The 23,062-nt window shown below is 67.5% G+C and carries 27 protein-coding genes; 12 read left to right on the forward strand and 15 right to left on the reverse strand.

Translation table 11 applies throughout. The annotated features are described in order from the left end of the window. The first annotated feature begins 154 nt into the window (after positions 1–154). The 3 genes from ON43_RS32080 to ON43_RS32090 all read left to right on the forward strand — a co-directional run bounded on the left by ON43_RS32080 (position 155) and on the right by ON43_RS32090 (position 2,162). On the forward strand, positions 155–448 hold the full coding sequence (locus ON43_RS32080) for a hypothetical protein (protein WP_157514259.1): 294 nt from the start codon (positions 155–157) through the stop codon (positions 446–448). Between the two features lie 62 nt (positions 449–510). After that, positions 511–1,269, forward strand: a complete 759-nt coding sequence (locus ON43_RS32085) for a DsbA family protein (RefSeq protein ID WP_040813550.1) — start codon at positions 511–513, stop codon at positions 1,267–1,269. Then, positions 1,266–2,162, forward strand: coding sequence for a cytochrome c biogenesis CcdA family protein (locus ON43_RS32090; protein WP_051179529.1), 897 nt, complete (start codon positions 1,266–1,268; stop codon positions 2,160–2,162). The genes ON43_RS32085 and ON43_RS32090 overlap by 4 nt, the downstream gene beginning before the upstream one ends. Here ON43_RS32090 and ON43_RS32095 read toward each other — a convergent pair. Continuing rightward, on the reverse strand, positions 2,146–5,832 hold the full coding sequence (locus tag ON43_RS32095) for an AfsR/SARP family transcriptional regulator (RefSeq protein WP_157514260.1): 3,687 nt from the start codon (positions 5,830–5,832) through the stop codon (positions 2,146–2,148). The two genes, ON43_RS32090 and ON43_RS32095, sit on opposite strands and share 17 nt — an antisense overlap. Positions 5,833–6,000: 168 nt before the next feature. Between ON43_RS32095 and ON43_RS32100 the strand changes: the two genes are divergently transcribed. Together ON43_RS32100 and ON43_RS32105 are read left to right on the forward strand one after the other, a co-directional pair. Continuing rightward, positions 6,001–6,456 (forward strand): SRPBCC family protein, encoded by a 456-nt coding sequence (locus ON43_RS32100; protein ID WP_040813552.1) that lies wholly within the window; start codon positions 6,001–6,003, stop codon positions 6,454–6,456. 126 nt (positions 6,457–6,582) lie between these two features. Next, entirely contained in the window at positions 6,583–7,458 is an 876-nt protein-coding gene (locus ON43_RS32105; RefSeq protein ID WP_040813555.1) for a 1,4-dihydroxy-2-naphthoate polyprenyltransferase, read from the forward strand. 14 nt (positions 7,459–7,472) lie between these two features. Here the strand turns inward: ON43_RS32105 and ON43_RS32110 are convergent, their stop codons facing one another. The 4 genes from ON43_RS32110 to ON43_RS32125 form a co-directional block, all read right to left on the reverse strand. Then, the gene (locus tag ON43_RS32110; protein WP_040813557.1) at positions 7,473–7,853 is read right to left on the reverse strand and encodes a phage holin family protein; all 381 of its coding nucleotides are present in this window, start codon (positions 7,851–7,853) and stop codon (positions 7,473–7,475) included. A gap of 63 nt (positions 7,854–7,916) precedes the next feature. After that, positions 7,917–8,507, reverse strand: coding sequence for a Clp protease N-terminal domain-containing protein (locus tag ON43_RS32115; RefSeq protein ID WP_040813559.1), 591 nt, complete (start codon positions 8,505–8,507; stop codon positions 7,917–7,919). Then, positions 8,507–8,728, reverse strand: a complete 222-nt coding sequence (locus tag ON43_RS32120) for a hypothetical protein (protein ID WP_040813561.1) — start codon at positions 8,726–8,728, stop codon at positions 8,507–8,509. Before ON43_RS32120 ends, ON43_RS32115 begins: the two co-directional genes overlap by 1 nt. A 91-nt stretch (positions 8,729–8,819) precedes the next feature. Beyond that, positions 8,820–9,050 (reverse strand): hypothetical protein, encoded by a 231-nt coding sequence (locus tag ON43_RS32125; RefSeq protein ID WP_157514261.1) that lies wholly within the window; start codon positions 9,048–9,050, stop codon positions 8,820–8,822. 193 nt (positions 9,051–9,243) lie between these two features. On the opposite strand from ON43_RS32125, the gene ON43_RS32130 reads away from it, so the two are divergent. Next, complete coding sequence (locus ON43_RS32130) at positions 9,244–10,128, forward strand: helix-turn-helix domain-containing protein (protein WP_040813566.1); 885 nt, start codon at positions 9,244–9,246, stop codon at positions 10,126–10,128. A gap of 38 nt (positions 10,129–10,166) precedes the next feature. On the opposite strand, the gene cds1 is transcribed toward ON43_RS32130, so the two are convergent. Together cds1 and ON43_RS32140 are read right to left on the reverse strand one after the other, a co-directional pair. Then, positions 10,167–11,252 (reverse strand): L-cysteine desulfhydrase Cds1, encoded by a 1,086-nt coding sequence (cds1, locus tag ON43_RS32135; RefSeq protein WP_040813568.1) that lies wholly within the window; start codon positions 11,250–11,252, stop codon positions 10,167–10,169. Next, complete coding sequence (locus ON43_RS32140) at positions 11,249–11,560, reverse strand: DUF4229 domain-containing protein (RefSeq protein WP_040813571.1); 312 nt, start codon at positions 11,558–11,560, stop codon at positions 11,249–11,251. The genes cds1 and ON43_RS32140 overlap by 4 nt, the downstream gene beginning before the upstream one ends. 220 nt (positions 11,561–11,780) lie before the next feature. Between ON43_RS32140 and ON43_RS32145 the strand changes: the two genes are divergently transcribed. Then, on the forward strand, positions 11,781–12,011 hold the full coding sequence (locus ON43_RS32145) for a BldC family transcriptional regulator (RefSeq protein WP_051179536.1): 231 nt from the start codon (positions 11,781–11,783) through the stop codon (positions 12,009–12,011). Between the two features lie 103 nt (positions 12,012–12,114). After that, positions 12,115–12,303 carry a hypothetical protein gene (locus ON43_RS32150; RefSeq protein ID WP_040813632.1) on the forward strand — a complete coding sequence of 63 codons (189 nt, stop codon included), beginning with the start codon at positions 12,115–12,117 and terminating at the stop codon, positions 12,301–12,303. Positions 12,304–12,396: 93 nt separating this feature from the next. Here ON43_RS32150 and ON43_RS32155 read toward each other — a convergent pair whose 3' ends face one another. Continuing rightward, complete coding sequence (locus ON43_RS32155; protein ID WP_040813573.1) at positions 12,397–12,798, reverse strand: Dabb family protein; 402 nt, start codon at positions 12,796–12,798, stop codon at positions 12,397–12,399. 111 nt (positions 12,799–12,909) lie between these two features. Between ON43_RS32155 and ON43_RS32160 the strand changes: the two genes are divergently transcribed. After that, entirely contained in the window at positions 12,910–13,533 is a 624-nt protein-coding gene (locus ON43_RS32160) for a TetR/AcrR family transcriptional regulator (RefSeq protein ID WP_040813575.1), read from the forward strand. A 63-nt stretch (positions 13,534–13,596) separates the two neighbouring features. Beyond that, positions 13,597–13,770 carry a hypothetical protein gene (locus tag ON43_RS45135; RefSeq protein WP_157514262.1) on the forward strand — a complete coding sequence of 58 codons (174 nt, stop codon included), beginning with the start codon at positions 13,597–13,599 and terminating at the stop codon, positions 13,768–13,770. Here the strand turns inward: ON43_RS45135 and ON43_RS32165 are convergent. Then, entirely contained in the window at positions 13,767–14,330 is a 564-nt protein-coding gene (locus ON43_RS32165; protein WP_040813634.1) for a TetR/AcrR family transcriptional regulator, read from the reverse strand. The genes ON43_RS45135 and ON43_RS32165 overlap by 4 nt on opposite strands. Positions 14,331–14,423: 93 nt before the next feature. Here ON43_RS32165 and ON43_RS32170 point away from each other — a divergent pair, with 93 nt between their 5' ends. Further along, positions 14,424–14,846 (forward strand): tautomerase family protein, encoded by a 423-nt coding sequence (locus ON43_RS32170; protein ID WP_040813577.1) that lies wholly within the window; start codon positions 14,424–14,426, stop codon positions 14,844–14,846. A gap of 92 nt (positions 14,847–14,938) precedes the next feature. Here the strand turns inward: ON43_RS32170 and ON43_RS32175 are convergent, their stop codons facing one another. After that, positions 14,939–16,129 carry a 3-ketosteroid-9-alpha-monooxygenase, oxygenase component gene (locus ON43_RS32175; RefSeq protein WP_040813579.1) on the reverse strand — a complete coding sequence of 397 codons (1,191 nt, stop codon included), beginning with the start codon at positions 16,127–16,129 and terminating at the stop codon, positions 14,939–14,941. Between the two features lie 260 nt (positions 16,130–16,389). On the opposite strand from ON43_RS32175, the gene ON43_RS32180 reads away from it, so the two are divergent. Next, complete coding sequence (locus tag ON43_RS32180) at positions 16,390–17,952, forward strand: glycosyltransferase family 39 protein (RefSeq protein ID WP_040813581.1); 1,563 nt, start codon at positions 16,390–16,392, stop codon at positions 17,950–17,952. Positions 17,953–18,021: 69 nt separating this feature from the next. Here ON43_RS32180 and ccsB read toward each other — a convergent pair whose 3' ends face one another. The 5 genes from ccsB to ON43_RS32205 are packed head-to-tail and all read right to left on the reverse strand — an operon-like array spanning position 18,022 to position 22,690. Continuing rightward, the gene (gene ccsB / locus ON43_RS32185) at positions 18,022–19,008 is read right to left on the reverse strand and encodes a c-type cytochrome biogenesis protein CcsB (protein WP_040813583.1); all 987 of its coding nucleotides are present in this window, start codon (positions 19,006–19,008) and stop codon (positions 18,022–18,024) included. Continuing rightward, positions 19,008–20,627, reverse strand: a complete 1,620-nt coding sequence (gene resB, locus ON43_RS32190) for a cytochrome c biogenesis protein ResB (RefSeq protein ID WP_040813585.1) — start codon at positions 20,625–20,627, stop codon at positions 19,008–19,010. Before resB ends, ccsB begins: the two co-directional genes overlap by 1 nt. A gap of 1 nt (position 20,628) precedes the next feature. After that, positions 20,629–21,453, reverse strand: a complete 825-nt coding sequence (locus ON43_RS32195; RefSeq protein WP_083913875.1) for a cytochrome c biogenesis CcdA family protein — start codon at positions 21,451–21,453, stop codon at positions 20,629–20,631. Between the two features lie 5 nt (positions 21,454–21,458). After that, positions 21,459–22,094: a TlpA disulfide reductase family protein gene (locus tag ON43_RS32200; RefSeq protein WP_051179530.1), complete on the reverse strand. Its 636-nt coding sequence runs from the start codon at positions 22,092–22,094 to the stop codon at positions 21,459–21,461. Beyond that, positions 22,091–22,690: a histidine phosphatase family protein gene (locus tag ON43_RS32205; RefSeq protein WP_051179537.1), complete on the reverse strand. Its 600-nt coding sequence runs from the start codon at positions 22,688–22,690 to the stop codon at positions 22,091–22,093. Before ON43_RS32205 ends, ON43_RS32200 begins: the two co-directional genes overlap by 4 nt. Positions 22,691–23,062 lie beyond the last annotated feature (372 nt).

Genomic DNA, 23,062 nt, shown 5'->3' on the forward strand with positions numbered 1-23,062 from the left:
GCGTTCTGTTATGGTCGGTCCGGTGAATCCCGCAACCGCCCCGCTATGCCGAAAGTCCATTCGGCTGTATTGGGCTGCGCTTTTCACGGGAATCGCGATTGTTCTCGGGCTCATCGCCGCGGTCGCGGGATGGGGCTCATCACAGCGGCTTTCGATGCTCGAATCGAGCACACCGAGTGTGGCCGCGGTACAGACGCAGGTCTCCAAGGATTCCAGTCACCAAGCGGTTGATCCGATGCCGTCGTGCCGCAAGCAGGAACACCCGGCCTCCGATCCCACGGGCACGCTCGCTACACCGCCGCGGGCCATCGGTGACCAGCTGGTCGCCGACTGCACGGCCCTCGAACCGGCATTCCAAGCACCCCAACCGCTTTCGATCGGGAAGCAACCTCGGGCGCCCGCCCTCGCGGTGCCGGCTCCGCATCTGACGACCGTGCTGATCATTTAGACCCCTCTGAATGATCCAGCACCTTTTCGTCATTCTCGATGCGGCCGTTGAGGAGTGCACGCATGTCCCGAAAGACCAAGAATTCCAAGCGTAGAAACCCGAATTCCAACCGGAGGAAAACCTTCGCCGGGCTCGCCGCCATCGCGGCGGTCGGCCTGCTCGCCATTGCCGCGATTCAAATGCTGGGCGACGACAAGAAATCCGACCAGCCCGCCGCGGCGGCGACCGAATCCAATCCCATGTACGCGCAGCTGGCGAAGATGGCCAAGCGCGACGCGAAGGATCCGCTCGCTATGGGCCGGGCCGACGCACCGGTCGTGATGGTCGAGTACTCGGATTTCCAGTGCCCGTTCTGCAAGGTGTTCGCCACCAAGATCGAACCCCAGCTCGTCTCGCAATACGTCGACCAGGGCGTGCTGCGCGTCGAATGGCGCAGCATGGCCATTTTCGGACCGGAATCCGAGGACGCCTCACGGGCAGCCTGGGCGGCCGGACAGCAGGGCAAGTTCTGGGAGTATCACAAGGCGCTGTTCGACCACGCGCCCGAGAAGAAGAACACCAGCGCGTTCACCCGCGACAAACTCGTCGAATTGGCCGGTGACGCGAGCATTCCCGATATCGAGAAGTTCCGCGCGGATCTGGACTCCCCCGCCGCCACCGCGGCCGTGCAGGCGGATGTGAACGAGGGCATCGGGATCGGCGTCAATTCCACCCCGGCGTTCCTGATCAACGGCCGCCCGATCCTGGGCGCGCAGCCGATCGAGCAGTTCCGCGCGGCCATCGACGCGGCGCGGATTGCCGCCGGGCAGGCCACGGAATGACCGGCGGCATCGGGTTTTTCGCCGCCTTCCTGGGCGGCCTGCTAGCACTGCTGAGCCCGTGCAGCGCGCTACTGCTGCCCAGCTTCTTCGCCTACTCTTTCGAGAATCAGGGCAAGCTGCTGGCCCGCACCGGCGTCTTCTACCTGGGCCTGTGCACCACCCTGGTCCCCCTCGGCGCGGCGGGCTCGATGGCGGGGCGGCTGCTGGTCGGGCACCGCGAGCTGCTGATCGCCATCGGCGGCTGGACCATCATCGCGCTGGGCGTCATCCAAATCCTCGGGCGCGGTTTCGCTTTCGGCTTCGCCCAGCGCGCGGCCGCCAAGCAGGGACGGCCCGAGCAGGCGGGCGCGGTGTATCTGCTGGGCCTGGTCTACGGCCTGGCGGGGTTCTGCGCGGGCCCGATCCTGGGCTCCATCCTCGCGGTCGCGGCGGTCGGCGGTTCGCCGGTGCACGGCGGTCTGCTGCTGGCCGTGTACGCGCTGGGCCTGGCCGCGCCGCTGTTCGTCCTGGCCTCGCTGTGGGATCGCTTCGAGCTCGGCAAGCGAAAGTGGCTGCGCGGCCGCACCTTCCACCTCGGTCGCGTCGAACTGCACACCACCTCGGTGCTGTCGGGCCTGTTCTTCATCGCCCTCGGTGCGCTGTTCCTGGCCTTCGACGGCACCGCCGCGCTGCCCGGAATCCTCAGTGCCGACACCGAATTCGCCATGGAGAACAAGGTGCGGCAACTGGGCGACCTGGTCTCCAACAGCACCGTGCTGCTGGTGCTCGCCGCAATCGCACTGGGCGTGCTGGCCTGGCGGCTGCTGCGTACCGGCGCCTCCGAATCCGAGGCGGATTCGGCAGACCCCGAGGCGGATTCGACACGATCCGAACCGCTCAGAACCTCCCGTTGACGACCTGCAGATTCGCCATGATCCGTTCGGCGGCGCGGCGGCGGCCCAGGCCCGCCACCGCGTCCTGGGCGGCCGCGATCCGCTCGTCCCCGACCTGCGGGCGATGCAGATCCAGGTGCCGTTGCCACTGCATGACCGAGTAGTCCTGGCGTCCGAAAACCTTGGGCGTCAGGGCGATCAGCTCCAACCCCTGCTCGACATGCTGCCCGGTGGCCACCAGGTAGGTGCCGATCGCGCAACTCACCGAGCCGATCTGCGGTAGGTCCCAATACTGGCCACCGAGCACGTCCACCGCGATGCCGGTGAGCTCCGGGACGAGCCGGCCCAGCTCCTCGGAGCGGCCGTGCAGCACATGGGCGTCGATGGCCGCCGATACGAAGATGAAGGTCGCCGGGCCCGGCATCCCGACATTGTGCGGCCAATCCATCAGCGCGGGGAGCTGCCGGTAGCGGCGCAATCCGGAGTCGATATTTCCCTCGGCGAGTTCGATTTCGGCCAGTGCCGCCGTCACCGCGGCGACGCGGTGGTTGGGTTTGAGCACCGTGGCGTCCAGGGGCGGTGCGCCGACCACCGCGAGGGCGGGCTCCAGCGCCTGGCGCGCCGACGCGGGGTCGCCCACACCCGCCAGCGTCACCGACAGGAATCCGCGCATCTCGACGGCCTCGTCCCAGGCCCGCAGCTCCTCGAGCAGGTCGACCGCCCGCCGGTAGTACCCGACCGCCTCCGAATACTGTGCCGACTGCCCGTACATGCTGCCGAGGTGCTGGGTGGTCATGGCGGTGCCCCAGGTATCCGCGTCACCGCTGATGTTCATGGCGATCTCCGCGTCCCGGATGGAGCGGTAGACCTTGCCGTCGTTCTCGCACAGGTTGGCGCGCAACAGCAGTGCGGCCACCTGGATCTGCTCATCCGGCGACCGCACACCGGCGCTCAGCCGCCGGGCCAGCTGCGTGGTGTTGCGGGAACGGGTGACCAGTTCGCCGAGATACCTGGCGACCGGGCTCATCGGCGCATCCGACGCCAGGATGCGGCGCAGCGTGATCCGCACCCGGGCCGCCTCGCGCAGGTCGAAGCCGCCGAACATCATGTGCATGCCGAGCATCAACTGGCCGTAGATGAGCAGGTCGGTCGCGGCCGGGTCGGTCGGAAACGTCGTGGGCGGCATCGCGACGATGCGCGGGGACCAGCTCATCAGTTCGGCGTGCGCGCCGCGCATGACCCACAGCCCGGCCAGGACCGGGTACACGGCATGGACGGTCTCCGCGTCGCGCCGCTCGAGCGCGTAGCGCAGCACGGCGATGAGGTTGTCCATGTCGGCAGCCAGGCTCAGCACCGCCCGCACCTGTTCGGTGGTGTGGTAGCGGCGCGCGGTCTCGACCGCGAAGTCACTCGCCCACTTCGACATTCGGGTCATGACCAGGTCGGACTCACCGGTGAAGGCCAACTGCTCCTCACCGAATTCGCGGACGGTCTCCAGCATCCGGTAGCGGGTGCCGCCCTCCTCGTCCTCCAGCACCGTCAGCAGCGACTGGCTCACCAGACCGTCGACGGCCATGGCGGGATCGAGGATCTCGGGATCGGCCAGCACGTATTCGGCGGCGCCGAGGGTGAATCCCGCCGGGAATCGGCATAATCGGCGCAACGCCACCCGCTGCGGCTCGTCGAGCAGATTCCAACTCCACTCGATCACCGCGTGCAGCGTCCGATGCCGCTGCGGTGAACTGCGATCCCCACTGCGCAGCAGGGTGAATCGATGGTCGAGGCGGGAGTCGATCTCCTCCACGCTCATGGTGCGCACCCGCGCCGCCGCGAGTTCGATGGCCAGCGGCAGGCCGTCGAGGGTGCGGCAGAGCCGGGCCACCACTTCCGCATCCAGCCGCACCGAGGGGCGCACCGCGCGTGCCCGCGCCTCGAACAGGTCAGTCGCGGGTGACCCGGCGGCGTCGATGGTCAAGGGCGGCAACGGATACACGGCCTCGGCCATGATCTCCAGCGGTGCGCGGCTGGTGGTGAGGACGGTCAGCTGCTCGCTGACGCCCACCAGATCGGCGACCACCTCGGCCACCGGCTCGATCAGGTGCTCGCAGTTGTCCAGGATCAACAGCGTCGGCCGCACACCCAGCGCCTCGCGCACCTTCTGCCGAATGTCGCGGCCGTGCACCGGCCGCGGCGTGAGCGGGTCCCGCATGACATCGGCCACGCCGAGGGTGGCCGCGATGGCGACCTCGATCTCGGCGCGGGTCTCGAGCGGATTCTGCGAATCCCCGCGCAGCGAGGCCAATTCCACCAGCGTCACCGCCGTATCGTGCGCCATTCGCGCACCCAGCTCATTGGCGATCCGGGTCTTGCCGGTGCCCCCGGGCCCGAGCACCGTCACCACCCGCGAGGAGCGCAGCAGTCCTTCGAGCGCGGTCAGGTCGGCTTCCCGGCCCAGCAGCGGATTCGGGGCGGCGCGCAGCCCGATGGCGTTCTCGCCCACCAACTCTCGCGCCTCGGCGGCCTGAGCGGCACCGACCACCCGGCCCGCCGGACGCGCATGGCCCGTGCCATCCGGACCGAGCGGAAGCCCGGTGGCGAGCGAATCCTGTTGCGCTCGAATCGTTCCCGCCCCGCCGAGCTCGCGGCCACCAGGCCCGGACGCGCCCGCGTCGGGCACGACGGACAGCCTGCTCTCGGCGGAACCCTCCGGCCGACTCCGGCTGCCACCGTCCACATCGGGCGGGCGCGTTCCGGAGCCCACCACGGTCAGCTCGGGCGCCGCCACCGAATCCCCCTGCACGGCAGCGCCATTCGCCGCGGGGATACCCGGCCCCGCTCCGCGCGGCTTCCGCGCGGACGGCTGACCGGGCAGCGGCTCGCCGCGGAGGATGGCGGTATTCAACGCCACCAGCGCGGGACCCGGATCGGCGCCGAGCTGGTCGACCAGCCGGGTGCGCAAGGTGGCGAAGACATCCAGGGCCTCATTGGTCCGGCCCGCGGTGGCGAGCAGTCGCATGAGCGTCGCGTGCGCGGGCTCGTCGAAGGGGTCGGCGGCGACGGCGTGCTCGGCGAGTTCGATGGCGGCGGGCAGATCGCCGACGGCTTCGCGGGCCGCCAACTCCAGCGCGTCCAGGGCGCGGCGGCGAGTGGCGGCGAGGGTGGTGAGTTCCTCCGCGACCGGGCCGGGCGGGAGGTCGGCGGCGGGTTCGCCGCGCCAGAGGGCGCGGGCCGCCAGCACCGCTTCCAGGCAGGCCGCTCCGTCGCCGGCGGTATGAGCCTGCCGGGCTTGCTTCTCCAGCCGTTGCGCCAGGGTCAGGTCGACCTGTTCGGGGGCTAGGACGAGACGGTAGCCGGCCGGGCCGATTTCGAGCGCGCCCTCGGGCAGCGCGGAGCGTAGCCGCGAGACCTGGGTGTGCAGCGCGTTCATCGGGGAGCGCGGTGGATCTTCGCCCCAGATCTCGTCGATCAGCGACTGCGCGCTGCGGCTGCGGCCGGGGTGGATGGCGAGGGCCGCCACCAGCAGCCGGGCCCGGGCTCCGGGTACGGCGGCGAGCGCACCGTCGCGGCGCACCGCGATCTCGCCCAGCAGAGCCACTGTGATGTCATCCAGCAGGGCCATCGGGGTCGAGTCGCCCGCGTCCACGGTCCGCGCGCTTCCCGTGCTGCTCGAACTGCCTTTTTCCGAATTCATTCCCTGCCAATCGTAGGTGAGCGAACGAGCCGATGCTCGCCGCGCCCGACGGGGTCTCACCGTGTTCCGCGGTCGGCCGCACCCCGGCTTACCGGACATGCCCGACCCGGTTCAACCGGATTTCCCGAGGGCGGACCATCGATGACCTTCACGGCCTAGGCTCATGCCATGGCCGAATTCGACATTCACCGGGAAACGGTCATCAAGGCCGATCCCGTGCAGGTGCAGGCGCTCATCGACGACTTCCACCAGTGGCGCAAATGGTCGCCGTGGGAGGACACCGATCCCGCCATGGAACGCGTGTACAGCGGAGCCGATCGAGGCATCGGGGCCCGCTATTTCTGGAAGGGCAATCGCAAGGCCGGTCGCGGCGATATGGAGATCACCTCCGCCACTTCGGAGGAGATCGGCATCAAGCTGCACTTCGAGAGGCCGTTCAAGGCGACCAATCAGGTCCGCTTCGAATTCCGTCCGGCGGGTGACACCACGGCGGTGACCTGGCGCATGACCGGCGAGCAGAACGGCCTCATGGCGCTGTTCGGCAAGCTGGTGCCGATGGATCGCCTGGTGGGCAAGGACTTCGAGAAAGGTTTGGCCCAGCTCAAGGCCGCCGCCGAGGCCTGACCGGAACACTGGCCGACTCGGACAGGCGCGGCTGTCAGAGATCGCATTAGGCGTACCTCCGCATTCGCTCCGGCCGTGCGCTGGTTGAGGACGGCTTCGCCGACAATGCCTATTACGCTGCGGTGCATGGCTACAGCAGCGCAGTGGATCGAGGGCGCGCGGCCGCGCACCCTGCCCAACGCCATCGCCCCGGTGTTGGCGGGGACGGGGGCGGCCGCCTCGATCGGGGGGTTCGTGTGGTGGAAAGCGATACTCTGCCTGCTGCTTTCGGTGGCCCTGATCATCGGCGTCAACTACGCCAACGACTACTCCGACGGCATTCGCGGCACCGATGACGAGCGGGTCGGCCCGCTGCGGCTGGTCGGCTCCAAGCTGGCCGCCCCGGCCGCGGTCCGCAATGCCGCGGTCGGCTGCCTGGCGCTCGGCGCGGTGATCGGCCTGGTGCTGGTGGCCACCACCGCCTGGTGGCTGATCCTGGTGGGCGCGGCCTGCCTGGCCGGGGCCTGGTTCTACACCGGCGGCCGGAACCCGTACGGGTACAGCGGTTTCGGTGAGATCGCGGTCTTCGTGTTCTTCGGCCTGGTGGCGGTGCTGGGCACCGAGTTCGTGCAGGCCGAGCGGATCGAGTGGGCCGGGCTGGCCTGCGCGGTGGCGGTCGGGTCGTTCTCCAGCGCGGTGCTGGTCACCAACAACCTGCGCGATATTCCGACCGATACCGAATCCGGCAAGCTCACCCTGGCCGTGCGGCTGGGCGACACCCGCACCCGCACACTGCATCTGGTGCTGCTGGCGGTGCCGTTCGTGGCGAGCCTGCTGCTGGTGGCGCGCACGCCGTGGGCGCTGGCCGGGCTGCTCGCCCTGCCGCTCGCGCTCAAGGCCAACGAGCCGGTGCGGTCCGGCAAGAACGGGCCGGGTCTGATTCCCGCCCTTGCCGGTACCGGTCTGGCGATGCTGGTCTGGTCGGTCCTGACCGCCATCGCGTTGACCATCTCGGGGCTCTAGCCCTCGGGGTTCGGCTAATCCTCGTCCGGAACCAGGACGCCGAGCACCCAGTTCACCAGCGAGATGATCACGCCGCCGAGCACCGCGGCCCAGAAGCCGTCCACCCGCAGGCCGTAGTCCGTGGTCTCGGTGATCTTCGCGGTCAGCCACAGCATGAGCGCGTTGATCACCAGCAGGAACAGGCCCAGCGACACCACGATGAAGGGGAACGAGAGCACCTTCACGATCGGCTTCACCAGCGCGTTCACGATCGCGAACACGACGGTGATGGCCGCGATCACCAGGATCTTGCTCTGGGTGGTGTCTTCGGGGGTCTTGATCTCGATGCCGTTCACCCAGGCGGCGGCCAGCCAGATGGCCACCCCGTTGATCAGCAGACGTATGAGGAGCGTCATGCCCCCGATCGTAGGGCGAGATCATCGCGGAGGCCGGACATCCGGGGCGCGGCGCGAACCCGGTCAGGCCGCGCGGTCCAGATAGCCGGTCACCGCGTCGCGCAGGGCGTGCCGCGCGTCGTCGTCCCCAAGCAGGCGCTGGGTGACGGCATTGGGTGCGCGCAGGACGGCCAGCATGATGTGGGCGGCCTCGATCCGGTCGTCCGCGCGCGAGAGCGCCTCGCGCAGGGACAGTTCGACGATCTTCTTCGATTCCTTGGTGAACGGAATGTGCCCGCGCGGGCCGCCTTCCGAACCCCAGTACCTGGCCCAGCGCGATTTGTCGGCGGGGACGTCGGCCTGGTCGAGGGCGTTCTCGCCGAAGGTGGCCTCCAGGCTCTCGCGCACGGCGTCGAGGTCGATGCCGATGGAACGCAGTGCGGCCGCGTCCTCCTCACCGAGCGGCTCACCGGACCGCTTGCGGGCCAGGGCATCACGCACCTGCTGGGCGGTGAGACCGTGGGCCGCAAGGATTTCCCGCAGACCGTCATCGGGGCAGGCCAGCAGACCCAGCAGGACGTGCTCGACCTCGATGGTCGACGAGCACAGGTCCCGCGCTTCCTCCTGGGCCATCACGATCGCCGTTTTGGCCGCCTTGTCGAATCGTTCGAACATCAGCGGATACCGCCCTTCCGGTTGTACTTCTGGTGGACCGCCTGCCGGCTGACCTCGAGCGCGTCCGCGATGGCCTGCCAGGACCAGCCCTGCTTGCGGGCATTGCCGACCTGAATGGCCTCGAGCCGCTCGAGCAACCGGCGCAGCGCCAGCACCGCGCGGAGCCCGACCTGGGGGTCGGGGCTGCCGGCGGCGGCCGCCAGAGTCGTTGCTTCACTCATGAGTGTCAATTTACGTTGACATTCGGAGCGCGTCAACGAAAATTGACACGAAAGGGTGTTCGCCGTCAGCGAATCATCGGGCGGAAGGGTGTCACCCCCAGGCGGTGAACGGCGCGTACTCGCGCACGACCTCGGCCCAGCCCCACAGGGTTTCGGGATCGACCGGGATACCGGCCTGCAGGCACAGCCGCCAGCCGCTCGGCGCCTTCTCCCAGATGTCTCCGTCACGGTCCTGGTACAGCCCGAAAGCCGCAGGCTCCCAAGCGTTGACGAGCCCGGTGGACGCCGGCGGTACCGCCGTACCGCGCGCTGTCGTGATCACCCAGGGTCCGACTGTGACGTTCACATCCAAAACCGGCCGCGGTTGCTGCCCCAATTTCACTCCCGTTTGTTGTTGTCTCAAACTATTGGAGCAGAACGGATTACCGATCGGCCTCCCGCCCGGAGACCGAGTGGGTATCCGTGGGCAACCACGCGTGTACCCGACGGCCATACTAGTAAGGTCAGCCTAAGTAATGGATGGAGTCCCCACGTTCGGCGAGTACATTCGCCAGCGCCGCACCACCGCGAATCTCACGCGCCCACAACTGGCCTGGTTGGCCAACCTCTCGGTCCCCTACCTGACCAAGATCGAAGGCGGCGCCAACCCCTCGCGCCGCGTCATCGAATCCCTCGGTACCGCATTGAAACTGCCGACCGCCGAGTTCGAGTACTCACTGGTGCTGGCCGAGGGCCCACTGCCGCGCATCGAGGCCGACCACCCCACCCAGGCCGATCAGGAATACCTGGATCTGCTCAACCCCGCCATCGGCGCCTACACCACCGAACTCTGGGACATCGTCGCCGCCAATGCGGCGCACCGGCAGTACTTCCCCGAACTCGACCCCGGCACCAACTACCTGGAATGGCTGATCTTCAATCCGATCTCGCGCACCGTCATGGTGAACTGGGACAGCGAGATCCGCATGGCCGCCGGCCGGTTCCGGCTACAGCTGGCCCGCAGCGGCGAGAACGAACGCGGCGGGCAGGTACTCGAGAAGTGCCTGACCGATCCGGACTTCGCGCTGATGTGGCGGTCCGATGCCGTCGCCACCGAGCGCGCCCATCTCATCAAGCTGGTCCGGGATCCACAGACGCTGGCCATCACCGAGTTGCGCATCAATATGTGGCGCACCCAGTCGACGTTGCAATCGTGGATGTTGGTGCTCGGCACGACGGTCGATCGACCCACCGCGGTGACCCGTCCGGTGGTGCGCCAGCGGCCCGAATCGTCAAGCCCCATTAACACCATTTCGGGTCAACAAAACCGACCGGTGCGCCCGGAACAGACTGCCTTAGCTAACGACCCGACCCCGACAAAACCCCTACAGCAAATTGATGGCAATCTTCTGGATGGGTGATCAACGGTCATCAGCCGACCCGTCATGCCGTGCGAAAACTAGCCCGACCAAGTACCGGTGGCGATGAATTCGGCCAGCACCGCGGCCGGCTCGGCCAAGCTCAGCCCCTGGTCGGCAACCCATTTGTCATTGAAATAGGTTCCGGCATAACGGTCTCCGCCATCACAGAGCAGTGTCACCACGCTGCCGGTGCGCCCCTCCGCGATCATGTCGGCAATCAGGGCAAACGCACCCCACAGGTTGGTTCCCGTGGAGCCGCCGACCCTACGACCGAGCACCTCGCCCGCATGCCGGGCGGTCGCCACCGAGGCCGCGTCGGGCACCTCGATCATGCAGTCCACCACGGTCGGCACGAACGACGGTTCCACCCGCGGCCGCCCGATTCCCTCGATCCGCGAAGGCATTCCGGTCTGATAGCCCAGGTCGTCGACCTCGTAGCCGCCGTAGAAGGCCGAATTCTCCGGATCCACCACGGCCAGCCGGGTCGCGTGCCGCTTGTAGCGCAGGTAGCGGCCGATGGTCGCGCTGGTGCCGCCGGTGCCCGCGCCCACCACGACCCACTCCGGCACCGGGTGCGTCTCCAAAGTCATCTGCTGGAAGATGGATTCGGCGATGTTGTTGTTGCCGCGCCAGTCGGTGGCGCGCTCGGCATTGGTGAACTGGTCCATGTAGTGGCCGCCGGTCTCGGCCGCCAAACGCGCTGCCTCGGTGTAGATATCGGGAGCGCGCTCGACCAGATGGCATCGCCCGCCCTGCGCCTCGATCAGCGCGAGCTTCTCCGGCGAGGTCTTGGCCGGGACCACGGCCACGAAGTCCAGGCCCAGCATCCTGGCGAAATACGCCTCGCTGATGGCGGTCGAACCCGACGAAGCCTCCACCACCGTGGTGCCTTCGGTGACCCAGCCGTTACAGATGGCGTACAGGAACAGCGATCTCGCCAGGCGGTGCTTGAGACTGCCTGTCGGATGTGTGGATTCGTCCTTCAGATAAAGCTGAATGCCCCATTCGGTGGGCAGGGGGTAGCGCAGCAAATGCGTGTCCGCGCTGCGCTGGGTGTCGGCGTCGATGAGCCGGACGGCATTGTCGACCCAGTCCCGGGGTGCGCTGCGATCGCAGCGCTTCACTGCTCGTCCTTGCCCTGCAGCCGCGACATCAGCTGCTCACGGTCCTTGCGGCGCTTGGCGTCCACCGCGGCGATGTCCCGGTTGACCTGCGCGCGCAGCTTCTTGAACAGCACCAGCGACAGCGGCATGGCGATGAGCAGGCCGAACAGCAGGGCGACGATGAGCGGGATGGAAACCTGCACGGCCGCGGCCACACCCATGATGACGGCGGTGATGACGGCGACCAGCCCGAGCCGGGCCACCGTGTAGAGGGCCAGGTTTCGCGCCAGGCGGCGGCCCGCGCTGGGGGCCGGGGTTGCGTCACTCACGCAGAACAGCGTAGGTGACCGGGTAGCGGCGGCCGCCGGTGGCCTGAAGGTCGCTGGAGATTCGCTGGGCCGGGGTCAAACGTGACTGTAAACACATAACGGATATCCGTTTTGTCTATTACTCCCCCTTTACCAAAGCGAGACCGTTCGAACACCCGGGGGTCGCGGTGCAACGATGTCGCTACTGATGAGGGATCTGTCGAAACGGAAAGGTTTGCGAATGACTGCGTTCACCGCGGCGAGCCGCGCATTGGGTTCCGTCAACGGCCAGGACAGCTTGCTCACTCCTGGCCAAGTCGCTGCCCTGTTCCACGTTGACCCGAAGACCGTGACCCGATGGGCTCACGCGGGTCGGCTGGGCTCCCTGCGGACTCCGGGCGGCCACCGCCGGTTCCGCGAATCCGAAGTCATGCAACTCCTGCGGTCCCTCACCACCGAGGCCCGCGTGTAACACCCATTCATTTCCAGGGTTTGCCGCATTTCAGGGTTTACAGCCCGCTTCACGTGCCCCGGGTACGCACTCGGATTACCCTCGTTGTCAGGAGGTGAGCGACGTGACGTACCTGTTGGCACTCATCGCGGTGGTGGCGATCGCGATGCTGTGCTGGAAGGCTTTCGGCCCCCAGCGATCGGCCGGCATCGGCCCAGCACCCGCTCGGCGCAACCGCATCATCGGTCCCGAAGACGATCCGGATTTCCTCGCCAAGCTCTCGCGAGAGCATCGCGACGGCGAATCCACCTGAATTACCGAAGCTCGCCAACCAGTTAGCCAATAGACAGATGTGACCTGTCCCCCGCGGATCCGCGCCGGCGCACCCGCGGGGGACGCGTCGTTTTCAGGCGAACACGAGCTCGGGAATCGTCGCCATCAACTCCTCCCACTCCGGGTACAGCTCGACCTTGCGCCGATGCAGCGCCTCGATCTTGGCGGCCAGCTGTGGGTCCGGATCATCCGAAAGGTCCGGTCCGATCACCAGTTTCGCGAAATGCGGCGCGATCTCCGGATCCCCGGCCAGGTGCACCGGGTCGTGTAGATAGCGCTCGAGGGCGTCGAGATCCTCGATGCCCACGCAGAACGCGTGCGTGAGTCCCGACGCGGGATCGCCGAGGTCTTGCCCGACGGTCGAGAAACTGACCGAATCCACCGAGGCCGTGCGGCGCATGGCCGCGAGCACCTCGTTGCGCTGCTCCTCGGTCGTCTCATCGCGGAACCGGAACCGCAGTACGTGCACGATCATGCCAACTCCTTCGATTGAACTTGCCGGTTCAATTTTTGAGACCGGTAAGTCAAAGTAGACAACATTGAACCCATTGGTTCAATAGGGCGAACGCGTCGGTAGGATGAACCGGTGACCACAGCGAAGGCGAGCCGCGGCCGGATCGACAAGCGGCAGGCGATTCTCGAGGCGGCGCTGACCGTCTTCGCGCGGCGCGGCTACGCGCAGGCCTGCGTCCAGGAGATCGCCGACGCGGCCGCCGTCGCCAAGCCGACCGTCTACAACCACCTCACGGACAAGGAAACCCTGTTCCGCGAGGCGATTTCGGCCGCGGCGGAGACCGTCGGGGAGCAGGCGCTGACCGCACTCGAGCCGCTGCGCGAACCCGGCGAACTGGATGCGGCGCTCGGCGAGACCGCCCTCCTACTGCTGCGCGCCTGCTCCGACGACCGCGCCCTGGCCCTGCACCGGCTCACCTACGCGCAGGCCGCGGACTTCCCGGACCTGGTCGACACCGTGCTGACACGCACCACGATCCGGCTGCGCGAAACGCTCGCCGACCGGCTGGCCCGCCTGGCCCTGGCCGGTCGGCTGCGGCACGGCGATCCGGCCGTCGCGGCCGAACAGTTCCTCGCGCTGCTCAGCGGTCCGCTGGAAATCCGCTCACGACAAGGCAATCGGACCGTTCCGGCGGCCGAATTGCGGGCCGTCGCCGAGGCGGCCACCGACACCTTCCTGCGGGCCTATCGCGCCTGAGTATTCCGGGGTCATACTGAGCAAGTCTTGTTCCACAGCGGTTCCCGTTCGGGAGGTACCACGATGGAGCGTCAACAGAATCTGTCCCAGGATGCCCGCCGCAAGGTCGGCGACGAACAGGCCGCCGCACGGCGGGCCGAGCGCCGCGATCAACTGTCGGACCGGAATCTGATCCTCCGGGAGTCGGGCGGGGATTACGAAGCGCCCACGCGGCTCGATTTCATGGCCGACGCCTAGCGCTCGAAGCGGTGCCGGACCAGATCGATCCCGGACCGGGACATGCGATCGAAGGGGTCGATCGTCCCTTCGGCGCGGCACAGCACATGCGCGCCCTGTAACAGGGTCAACAGCGTGGTGGCGAGGTCCGCGGCGGCGGCTGGCTCGACACCGGCGGCCGTGAGGCGCTCGGCGAGAGTCGTTGTCCAGGAATCGAATGCGGTCGCCGCCACGGTGCGCAGGTCACCACCGTCCGGATCGATGGTGACGGCGGCGACGGCACAGCCCGCACCGCCGGCGGAGGCCTCGACGACCGGGCGGACCATGGCGAAGAAGGCCTCGACCAGGCCGACCGGATCGGCGGCTGGGAGCGCGGCGAGATGTGCGCGGACCTGATCGCCGTTGCGGGCGGCCGCGGTGGCCACCAATTCCTGCTTGCCGCCGGGGAAGTGGTGGTAGATCGCGCCGCGCGCGGCGCCGCTGGCATCCAGGACGGCGGTGAAGGACATGCCCGCCACGCCCTTCTGCTGCAGCGCGTCGATGGCCGCGTCGATCATGCGATCGCGGGTGGTCGCCGCCATGGATTTCTCCCAACCGTTGACTAGTACGGCCATCCTAGTACACACTCGACTCGCTAGTACGTGCGTACTAGTAAATCGAGAACGGAGCCTTCCGTGCCCATCACCGTCACCGCGCCCCGCGGAGTCCTCACCGACCGCGGCGAACGCGACATCCTTCCCGCCCTGACCGCCGCACTGGCCCAGATCAGCGGCGGCAGCGGCAATGACTTCTTCACCGGAATCATCGGGGGCACAGTGCATCTGCTGCCGCCGGGCGATATCTACGCGGGCGGGGTGAACCGGCCGATTGTGATGGTCGAGCTGAAGCTGCCCAATATCGGGCTGCCCGATCCGGCCTCGCGCGCGGCGTTCATCGTCGCGGCGACCGATATCGTCACGGGTCATACCGCGGAAGGCCATCGGCGCGAGGACATTTGGGTCAATATCGTCAACGCGCCCGACGGGGGTTGGGGTATCGGCGGGCGCGCCTATACCGGCGAGGCGCTGATCGCCGCGGTCACGGCCGCCGCACACTGAGATGACTGCCCGCGCTGACACGAACGTCCGTGTCCTGAAACGACTTCGGGGCGGGGAGGAATCACCCTCGCCCGCCCCGAATTTCGGTCGCGTCAGTTGCTGAGCGCGTCCTCTTCGGCCTTGCGCCTGAGGTTTTCGGCTACCTCGGCCTCCCAGGCCTGGTTGGCCTTGGTGGTGTCGACTTCGAATTCGAAGCGCTGCACCGACTTCGGGTCGATATCGGCGACGTCCACGTAGAACTGCTCGTACCAGCGGCGCAGCTGGTAGACCGGGCCGTCCTCCTCGGTGAGCAGCGGATTCTCGATCTTGGACTTGTGCTTCCAGATCTCGACGTCCTGCAGGAAGCCCTCGCCGATGCCCTTGGTCATCTTGGCGGCGATCCGATCGGCGGCGGCATCGTCGATACCGGTCGGCTTGCGGACCGACATGCCGTACTGCAGCACGAAGGCGTCCTGCGAGATCGGGTAGTGGCAGTTGATCAGCACGGTCTCGAGCTCGAAGCCGCTGTAGTTGTTGATCAGCGGATTGACCATGTAGGACGGGCCGAAGTAGGAGGCCACCGACTTCAGCGTCGAATTGCCGCCGTACTGGGTGGCCATGCCCTTGTCGGGGCGGGCCGTGGAGTCCAGGTACTGGGTCGCGACATGGCCCTCGAAGACGTTCTTGAAGAACGTCGGGTAGGCGAAGTGGATATAGAAGAAGTGCGCCATATCCACGACGTTGTCGATGATCTCGCGGCAGTTGGAGCCCTCGATCACCATGGACTCCCAGGTCCAGTCGGTCCAGCCGTCGGCCAGCGACTCCGAGCCGCTGCCGTCGGCATTGGTGAACGGGCCCTCGATATAGGGGATCGTCACCTCGTCCGGCGGCGGGTTGCCCTCGTGGTCGTGCCACACGAACAGCTGACCGTTGCGCTCCAACGTGATCCACGAACGGGTGCGGGCCAGCGGCGGGACGCGCCGGGCGTACGGAATCCCGGTGCATTTGCCATTGCCGCCCCAGCGCCAGTCGTGGAACGGGCAGGCGATCGAATCGCCCTTGATCTCACCCATGCTCAGGTCGCCGCCGAGGTGGCGGCAGTAGGAGTCGAGCACGTGCAGCTCGCCCTTGCTGTCGGCGAAGATCACCAGCTTGGTTCCGAACGCCGACACCTGATGCGGCTTGCCGTCCCGGAACGACTTGGCCAGCCCGAGACAGTGCCAGCCCCGGGCGTAGCGGGTCGGTGCGGTACCCACATCGATCTCGCGGACCTTACCGACGCGACCCTGCGGCGCCACTGCCATGATGAGCCTCCCCATCGAAAAACTAGAACGTGTTCTAATCACTGACGCTTAATACGGTACAACGTGCCGGTACCCACCGGTAGGGGCTCCCGAGAAGAAGATTCGCCGGGCAAGCCCCCGAAAGCCGGGGGCGACCGCCGGCCCCGGGCCGCGATAATCTGCCGAAAGCGATGCGAAACGATCGCGATTCACAGTAGAGTCGGCGCCCGGCCCCGCCGAAATTCGGTTTCCGCCGGGTGTTTCGCGTTCTCGGGAGGAAGATGGCCACCACCGATACGGCGCCCCAGCTGGGCACCGTCGAACCAGCCGCTGTTCGAGCGCCTTTCGCCTGGAAGGGCGTGCTGGCCGTCTCCTTCGGCTTCGCCGCGATCATGGGCATCGCCGCGGCGCGGATCAACTACTTCGGCGACGAGCTGTACTTCGTCGCGGCCGGACGCCGGCTCGCGTGGGCCTACCCGGATCAGGGACCGCTCGCACCGTTCGTCGCGCATCTGATGGATTCGATCGCGCCGGGTTCGGTGCTGGTGCTGCGGATTCCGGCGCTGGCCCTGATGGCCGCCGCGGCCGTACTGTCCGCCGCCACCGCCCGGGAACTCGGCGCGGGGTCGCGCTATCAAATTCTCGCCGCCCTGGCCTACGCCGTCTCACCGCTGGCCTTCGACCAGATCCAGCTGATCACCCTCACCTTCGACATCCCGCTGCAGGCGCTGATCATCTTCCTGCTGATCCGCTGGGTGCGCACCCATCAGGACTGGCTGCTGATCGCCGCCGGTGTCGCGGCCGCCGTTGCCTTCCAAGCCAAATGGATGGTGCCCGGCGTGTGGGCCATGCTCGGCATCGGTGTGCTGGTGGCCGGACCACGCGAGGTGCTGCGCCGCCCCGCGCTCTACATCGGCACGCTCATCCTGGTGCTGGCCATGGTCCCCGGCATCATCTGGCAGCAGCAGCACGGCTGGGTGGAATCCCAGATGACCGAGATCATTTCGCAGGAACAGCACGCCGCCAACACCGGCCCGCTGATCTGCGCCATCGAAATCGCCATCCAATGCGGCCTGATCGGCGGCCTCCTCAGCATCTTCGGCCTCTGGGGCATGATCCGCCTAGAAGCCTTGCGCCCCTACCGTTTCGCGCTGGTCGCGGGCCTACTGCTGGTCACCGTGGTCCTCGTCGAAAACGGCCGCTCCTACTACGTCGCAGGCTTCTGGCCCGCCCTCCTCGGCGCGGGCGCCTTCGCCCTCGGCACCGTCGAGGCCGAGCAGCTGCACCGCCGCCTGGTCAACGCCCTCGCCGTCCTCTCAGCCCTATTGTTCACCGCCTGGATGATCGCCATCCCCCTCCCCAAAAGCCTGATCTCCAGCCCCATCACCGACCAGGCCGCCTACTGGATGCGCGAATCCTGGTTCGGCCCCGACGGCTACGACACCTTCACCGCCGCGGTGAACGATGCCGTCCAAACCCTCCCCGAATCCGACCGCAAGACCACCGCCGTAGTCGCCGCCGCCTACGTCCAGGCAAGCGCCCTCGAAGAATTCGGCCGCGACTACAACCTCCCCCCGGTCTACAGCCCCAACCGAGGCTTCGGCTACTTCGGACCACCCCCCGACTCCGCCCACACCATCATCTACCTCTCCGTAGACGGCGTAGGCGACAAAGACTTCCTCTCAAAATTCGCCACCACCACCGAATTCCGCAAAATCAACAACCCCAACGGCCTCCCCGGCCTCGAACGCCTCATCACCGTCTACATCTGCAAGGACCCGTTGAAGCCCTGGTCCGAAGTCTGGCCCAGCCTCCAAACCCTCACTTTCCCCAGCGGAATCTGACTCCAGCCCAACGAAAATGCCGCCCACCCCTCCAAGGGGCGGGCGGCATTTCTTTCGTCGAGAGACAGATCAGTTGAGGCCTGCGTAGCTGTGGAGGCCGCTGACCACGATGTTGATGATGAAGAGGTTGAAGAGCATGGCTACGAAGCCGGCGATGTTGATCCAGGCGGCCTTGGTGTCGCGCCAGCCGGAGGTGGCTCGGGCGTGGAGGTATGCCGCGTAGAGGACCCAGGCTATGAAGGAGCAGGTTTCTTTCGGGTCCCAGCCCCAGAAGCGGCCCCAAGCCGCTTCGGCCCAGATGGCTCCGAGGATTACGCCGGCGCCGAAGATGGGGAAACCGATGATGGTGGTGCGGTAGGCGAGGCGGTCCAGGAGTTGGGCGTCGGGGAGGCGGCGGGCCAACTGGCCGAAGATGTTGTCGGATTCCATGCCTGCGGGCTGCCAGATCCGGTACAGGAACAGGAGACTCGCTACGCCTGAGACCAGGAAGACGCCGGAGCCGATGGAGACGACGGTTACGTGGACGGGGAGCCAGTAGGACTTCAGGGCGGGGACTACGGGGGCCGCGTCTACGTGGAGTTTGGTGCCTGCGAGGAAGAGCAGGATCAGGACCGGGGTCAGGAGGAAGGACCACATGCCCCGGTAGCGCTGGTCGCGCAGGAGGACCAGGCCGAGGCCTACGGCGGCGGCGGTGGCCATCGAGATGAACTCGAACATGTTGCCGAGGGGGAAGCGGTGGGTGGCGAAGCCGCGCAGGACGATTGACGCCGCGTGGATGCCGAAGCCTACGAAGAGGACGGCGAAGGCCATGTTGCCGAGGCGTTCCGGGAAGGGGCGGCCGGGCTCGCGGGGGGCCACCTTGCCGGGGGCGTCGGCGGGGGGTTCGTCGACGGTGTCGGAACCGCCTCCGGCGGTGACCAATTGGCGCGTGGTGGTCGGGACCGTGCGGGTGAGGGCGAACTGCCACACCAGCATGATCCAGACCAGCGCGTAGATCACGATGGCCGATTTGAAGGCGAGATCGCTGTAGGAGGCGAAGGTTTCGTCGATCAGCATTACTTCTCTCCCGTCAGCAGCCGCTCACGCAGGCGGTCGAATTCGCCGCCCCACCCGGCCTGGTCGGTGCGGGCCAGTCCGCCCATTTCTACTACAGTACGTCGTATCCCGTCGGTTTCTTCGCCGGGGTAGACGCGCAGCCAGATGCGGCGGCGCTTCACCAGCAGCGACACCAACAGACCCGCCATCATGGTCAGCGCCGACACCAGCACCCATTGCTGCGCCGGATCGTGCGAAACCTGCAGGTTCACGAACTCTTCCGCGCCGTCGAAGGTCACCTTGGTGCCGTCGGACAGGGTCGAGGTCTCCCCCGGCTTCAGGTTCACCCGCTGTTCCTTGACCAGGCGGCCCTGCTTGATCATCTCCGGATCCAACGAGAACAGCGACTGCGCGCGCCCGGTGTCGAGACCGGTATCGCCCTGGTAGATGTCGATCGCCACGGCCGGATCGTTCATGGCCGGATACATGGAGGTAAGCAGCTGGCCGTGCATCAAAGCGGTCGGCGCGAACAAACCCTGGATCGCCACCTGATGCTTGCGGCGCTCCTCCTCGTTCGGATACATGCCGCCCGGCGGATCGATGCGCAGCACGCCCGAGGACAGGAAGGTGGTGGCGTCGTCCGGCTTCCACTGGATGGCCTCGGTGCGGGTCTGGCCGTTCGGGAAGGTCACCGTGAACTTGGGCGCGAAACCGTGGCCCTGCAGGTAGACCCGGTCACCGGCGACACGCAGCGGGTGGTTCACGCTGATGGTGGTGTCGCGCCAGGTGCCCGACTCCAGATCCTTGCCGGTCTGGTACTGGATGTTCGAGGTGAACATCGACGCCTGACCGTTCTTCAGGTAGTCGGCCTTGAAGTCCTTGACCCGCACGCACATCGGCGTCAGCCCGGTGCCGTCGTTCACATTGCCCGCGCGGAAGGAGTCGAAGACCGCGGGCGAGGTGGTGCAGAAACCCGGCCCGTCATTGGCGATCACGACCACATTGCCCTCATAGCCGAACAGCTTGCCCAGCGCCACCGCCAGCAGCAGCCCGACGAGGGCGAGGTGGAAGACCAGGTTGCCGAGCTCGCGGGTGTAGCCCTTCTCCGCCGAAAGGGTCAGTTCCCCTTCGCGATTGCCCGGCTGCACGACCGCGCGCCAGCCGCGCATCTGGGTGCGGGCCCGCTCGATCACCTGCTCCGGCGTCGCGTCGTCGGCGCCCGACCAGTGGTGCGGCAGCCGGGACAGGTTGCGCGGCGCCTTGACCGGCGGCGTGCGCAGCGCGCGGTAGTGGTCCAGGCAGCGCGGCAGGATGCAGCCCACCAGCGAAACGAACAGCAACACATAGACGGCCGTGAACCAGGCGCTGGAGAACACGTCGAACAGCTGCAGCCGATTCATCCACGGGCCCAGCGTCGGCCGGTTGCGGATGTAGTCGTCGACCTTGCCCGCGTTCAGACTGCGCTGCGGCAGCAGCGCGCCGGGGATGGCGGCCAGGGCCAGCAGGAACAGCAGCATGAGCGCGGTGCGCATGCTGGTGAGCCCGCGCCAGGCATTGCGCAGCAGGGCGATCGCGCGGCCGAGCGGGGACTGACGCGGCGGTTGGACCGGGGCACTGGGGGTTTCGATGGTGGCAGTCATGTCAGATCGGCAGGGTCACATTCGAGACGAAGGCGTCGCGGACCCAGGAGACGAACTGGTCCCACGCTCCGGTCACCAGGGCGATGCCGACGGCCACCAACAGCAGACCGCCCACCACCTGAATGGTGCGGGAATTGCGGCGCAGCCAGCCGACACCGCGCAACGCGGTCGCCGAACCGAACGCCAGGATCACGAAGGGCAGGCCCAGCCCCAGGCAGTAGGCCACGATGAGGGCGACGCCGCGCGCCGCGGTGGTGCCCTCGGTGCCCGCCGACACCGCCATCACGCCCGAGAGCGTCGGGCCCAGGCACGGCGTCCAGCCGAGCGCGAACACCGCGCCCAGCAGGGGCGCGCCGATCAGACCGCTCAGGCGGCGCGGCTCCATGCGGGTGTCGCGCTGCAGGGCGGGGATGAGGCCGATGAAGGCCAGGCCCATCACGATGGTGACCACGCCGCCGATGCGTTGCAGCAGATCGCGGTTCACGTTCAACGCCTGGATCGCGCCGAACACGGTCGCCGAGGCGAGCACGAAGACCACGGTGAATCCGGCCACGAACAGGCCCGCCGCCCCGGCCACCCGCAGGCGCGCCGAATTGCGGCTGGCCGTGGCCGTTTTGGCGTTCTTCGCCGACTCCACCGTCACCGGCGGAGCCTCCGCGCCGACCACACCCGCCAGATAGGACAGGTATCCGGGCACCAGCGGCACCACACACGGCGAGGCGAACGACACCAGTCCCGCCAGCAGGCACGCGCCCAACGCGAGCAGCAACGGCCCGGTGGCGGCGGTCTGCTGGAACGAATCCCCCACGCTGGCAAGCACGGTCACGTGATTCACGACTGCTCCTGCGCGAGCTTGTCCACCACCGGCTGCAGATCCTCGGCCAGCAGGGCACGCAGGAACACCGCCGCCACCCGATGCTGCTTGTCCAGCACGATGGTGGTCGGAATGACGCTGGTCGGGAACTTGCCGCCGAGCGCGAGCAGGCTGCGCATGGACGGGTCGTAGATCGAGGGGTAACCGACCTTGTTGTCGGTCACGAAATCCTGGGCCTTGTCCTTCTGATTGTCGCGGACATTGATGCCCAGGAAGGCGACGCCCTTGTCCTTGCTCGCGTCGTAAACCTGTTCCAGCGCGGGCGCTTCCGCGCGGCACGGGCCGCACCACTGACCCCAGATATTGAGCACCACGACCTTGCCCGGGAAATCGTCCACGCCGACGGTCTTACCGTCGTGCATCAGATCCGGGCCGGACAGCTTGCCGATGGTGCCGCGCGAGGACGGCGGATCGTAGAAGATCTCGGTCTTGCCGCCCGGGGACACGAAGTCGAAGGTGCCGCCCTGGGCCACCGCGTCCTTGCCCGCCGTCGAACACCCGGCCAGCACCGCCGCCGCGCACAAGGCCGCGAGCAGTGCGGCCGCGCGCCGGAAGCGGCGCGCGGCGGGCAGGGACACGATGGCCGGTCTCATGCTCCGGTCACCGAGGGATCGGAGGCCCCGGCGGGCTCCGAGTACACGATGTCGATCAACGTATCGCCCTGGTAGACAAGCGAAGTCAGCGACGCCAGCGAGCACTGCCGCTGCCGCGGATCGTGCCAGAGGCGCTGGCCCTGCAGGAAACGGCGCAGCGTCCACACCGGCAGCTGATGCGACACCAGCACGGCCTCGCGACCGGCGGCCTCCACCCGCGCCTTGTTGACGGCGGCCAGCATGCGGTGCGCGATCTGCAGATACGGCTCACCCCACGACGGAGTGAAGGGATCGCGCAGCTTCCACCAGTGGCGCGGCTTGCGCAGCGCGCTCGCGGTGACCTTCAGACCCTCGAAGGTGTTACCGGCCTCGATCAGATTCTCATCGGTCCGGATGGTGAGCCCGTGCCCGATGGCGATCGGCTCCGCGGTCTCCTGCGCCCGCTGCAACGGGGAGGCGACGACCAGCGCGATGTCGTGATCGGCCAGCGAGCGGGCGACGGTCTGCGCCTGCGCCCGACCGGTCACCGACAACTGGAAACCGGACAGGCGGCCGTACAGAATCCCCTTCGGGTTGTGCACCTCGCCGTGCCGCATGACGTGCACGATGGTCTCGACATCGGAGGCCACATCGCCGGGCAGGATCAACCCACTTGCGGCGATGGCGGATTCGGCTACCTCGTCGGCCGAATCATCGGCGTCCGGATCGACCTCGACCACGATCTCGGAGGAGAACGGCGCGGCGGCTGAATCGCCTGCCTCGGGCGCATCGGAATCAGCATCGACCACGCCGGAATCGGTGTCGGCGGCGGCGAAGTCCTCGGCGGCGGCGATCGCGGCCTCGAACACCGCTTCCGCGGGCTCGTCGGCAGCGGCAGTCGCGGGAACGCCAGCGGCGGCGATGGCGACCTCCGTGGCGTATTCGTCCGTCGAAACCGCGTCGGCAGCCTCAGCCGTGTCGGAATTGTC

Source organism: Nocardia concava NBRC 100430 (assembly GCF_000308815.1).
Classification (GTDB): Bacteria; Actinomycetota; Actinomycetes; order Mycobacteriales; family Mycobacteriaceae; genus Nocardia; species Nocardia concava.

Excerpts from the sequence above, each read along its gene's own strand:
- ON43_RS32175 (WP_040813579.1), bottom strand. The coding sequence starts at position 16,129 with ATGGCAGTGGCGCCGCAGGGTCGCGTCGGTAAGGTCCGCGAGATCGAT.
- ON43_RS32165 (WP_040813634.1), bottom strand. The coding sequence starts at position 14,330 with ATGGCGGCGACCACCCGCGATCGCATGATCGACGCGGCCATCGACGCG.
- ON43_RS32095 (WP_157514260.1), bottom strand. The coding sequence starts at position 5,832 with ATGAATTCGGAAAAAGGCAGTTCGAGCAGCACGGGAAGCGCGCGGACC.
- ON43_RS32200 (WP_051179530.1), bottom strand. The coding sequence starts at position 22,094 with ATGAGACCGGCCATCGTGTCCCTGCCCGCCGCGCGCCGCTTCCGGCGC.
- ON43_RS32155 (WP_040813573.1), bottom strand. The coding sequence starts at position 12,798 with ATGATCGTGCACGTACTGCGGTTCCGGTTCCGCGATGAGACGACCGAG.
- resB (WP_040813585.1), bottom strand. The coding sequence starts at position 20,627 with ATGACTGCCACCATCGAAACCCCCAGTGCCCCGGTCCAACCGCCGCGT.
- ON43_RS32090 (WP_051179529.1), top strand. The coding sequence starts at position 1,266 with ATGACCGGCGGCATCGGGTTTTTCGCCGCCTTCCTGGGCGGCCTGCTA.
- ON43_RS32100 (WP_040813552.1), top strand. The coding sequence starts at position 6,001 with ATGGCCGAATTCGACATTCACCGGGAAACGGTCATCAAGGCCGATCCC.
- ON43_RS32080 (WP_157514259.1), top strand. The coding sequence starts at position 155 with ATGCTCGAATCGAGCACACCGAGTGTGGCCGCGGTACAGACGCAGGTC.
- ON43_RS32120 (WP_040813561.1), bottom strand. The coding sequence starts at position 8,728 with ATGAGTGAAGCAACGACTCTGGCGGCCGCCGCCGGCAGCCCCGACCCC.
- ON43_RS32130 (WP_040813566.1), top strand. The coding sequence starts at position 9,244 with ATGGATGGAGTCCCCACGTTCGGCGAGTACATTCGCCAGCGCCGCACC.
- ON43_RS45135 (WP_157514262.1), top strand. The coding sequence starts at position 13,597 with ATGGAGCGTCAACAGAATCTGTCCCAGGATGCCCGCCGCAAGGTCGGC.
- ON43_RS32085 (WP_040813550.1), top strand. The coding sequence starts at position 511 with ATGTCCCGAAAGACCAAGAATTCCAAGCGTAGAAACCCGAATTCCAAC.
- ON43_RS32180 (WP_040813581.1), top strand. The coding sequence starts at position 16,390 with ATGGCCACCACCGATACGGCGCCCCAGCTGGGCACCGTCGAACCAGCC.
- ON43_RS32145 (WP_051179536.1), top strand. The coding sequence starts at position 11,781 with ATGACTGCGTTCACCGCGGCGAGCCGCGCATTGGGTTCCGTCAACGGC.
- ON43_RS32205 (WP_051179537.1), bottom strand. The coding sequence starts at position 22,690 with ATGCGGCACGGCGAGGTGCACAACCCGAAGGGGATTCTGTACGGCCGC.
- ON43_RS32115 (WP_040813559.1), bottom strand. The coding sequence starts at position 8,507 with ATGTTCGAACGATTCGACAAGGCGGCCAAAACGGCGATCGTGATGGCC.
- ON43_RS32110 (WP_040813557.1), bottom strand. The coding sequence starts at position 7,853 with ATGACGCTCCTCATACGTCTGCTGATCAACGGGGTGGCCATCTGGCTG.
- ccsB (WP_040813583.1), bottom strand. The coding sequence starts at position 19,008 with ATGCTGATCGACGAAACCTTCGCCTCCTACAGCGATCTCGCCTTCAAA.
- ON43_RS32105 (WP_040813555.1), top strand. The coding sequence starts at position 6,583 with ATGGCTACAGCAGCGCAGTGGATCGAGGGCGCGCGGCCGCGCACCCTG.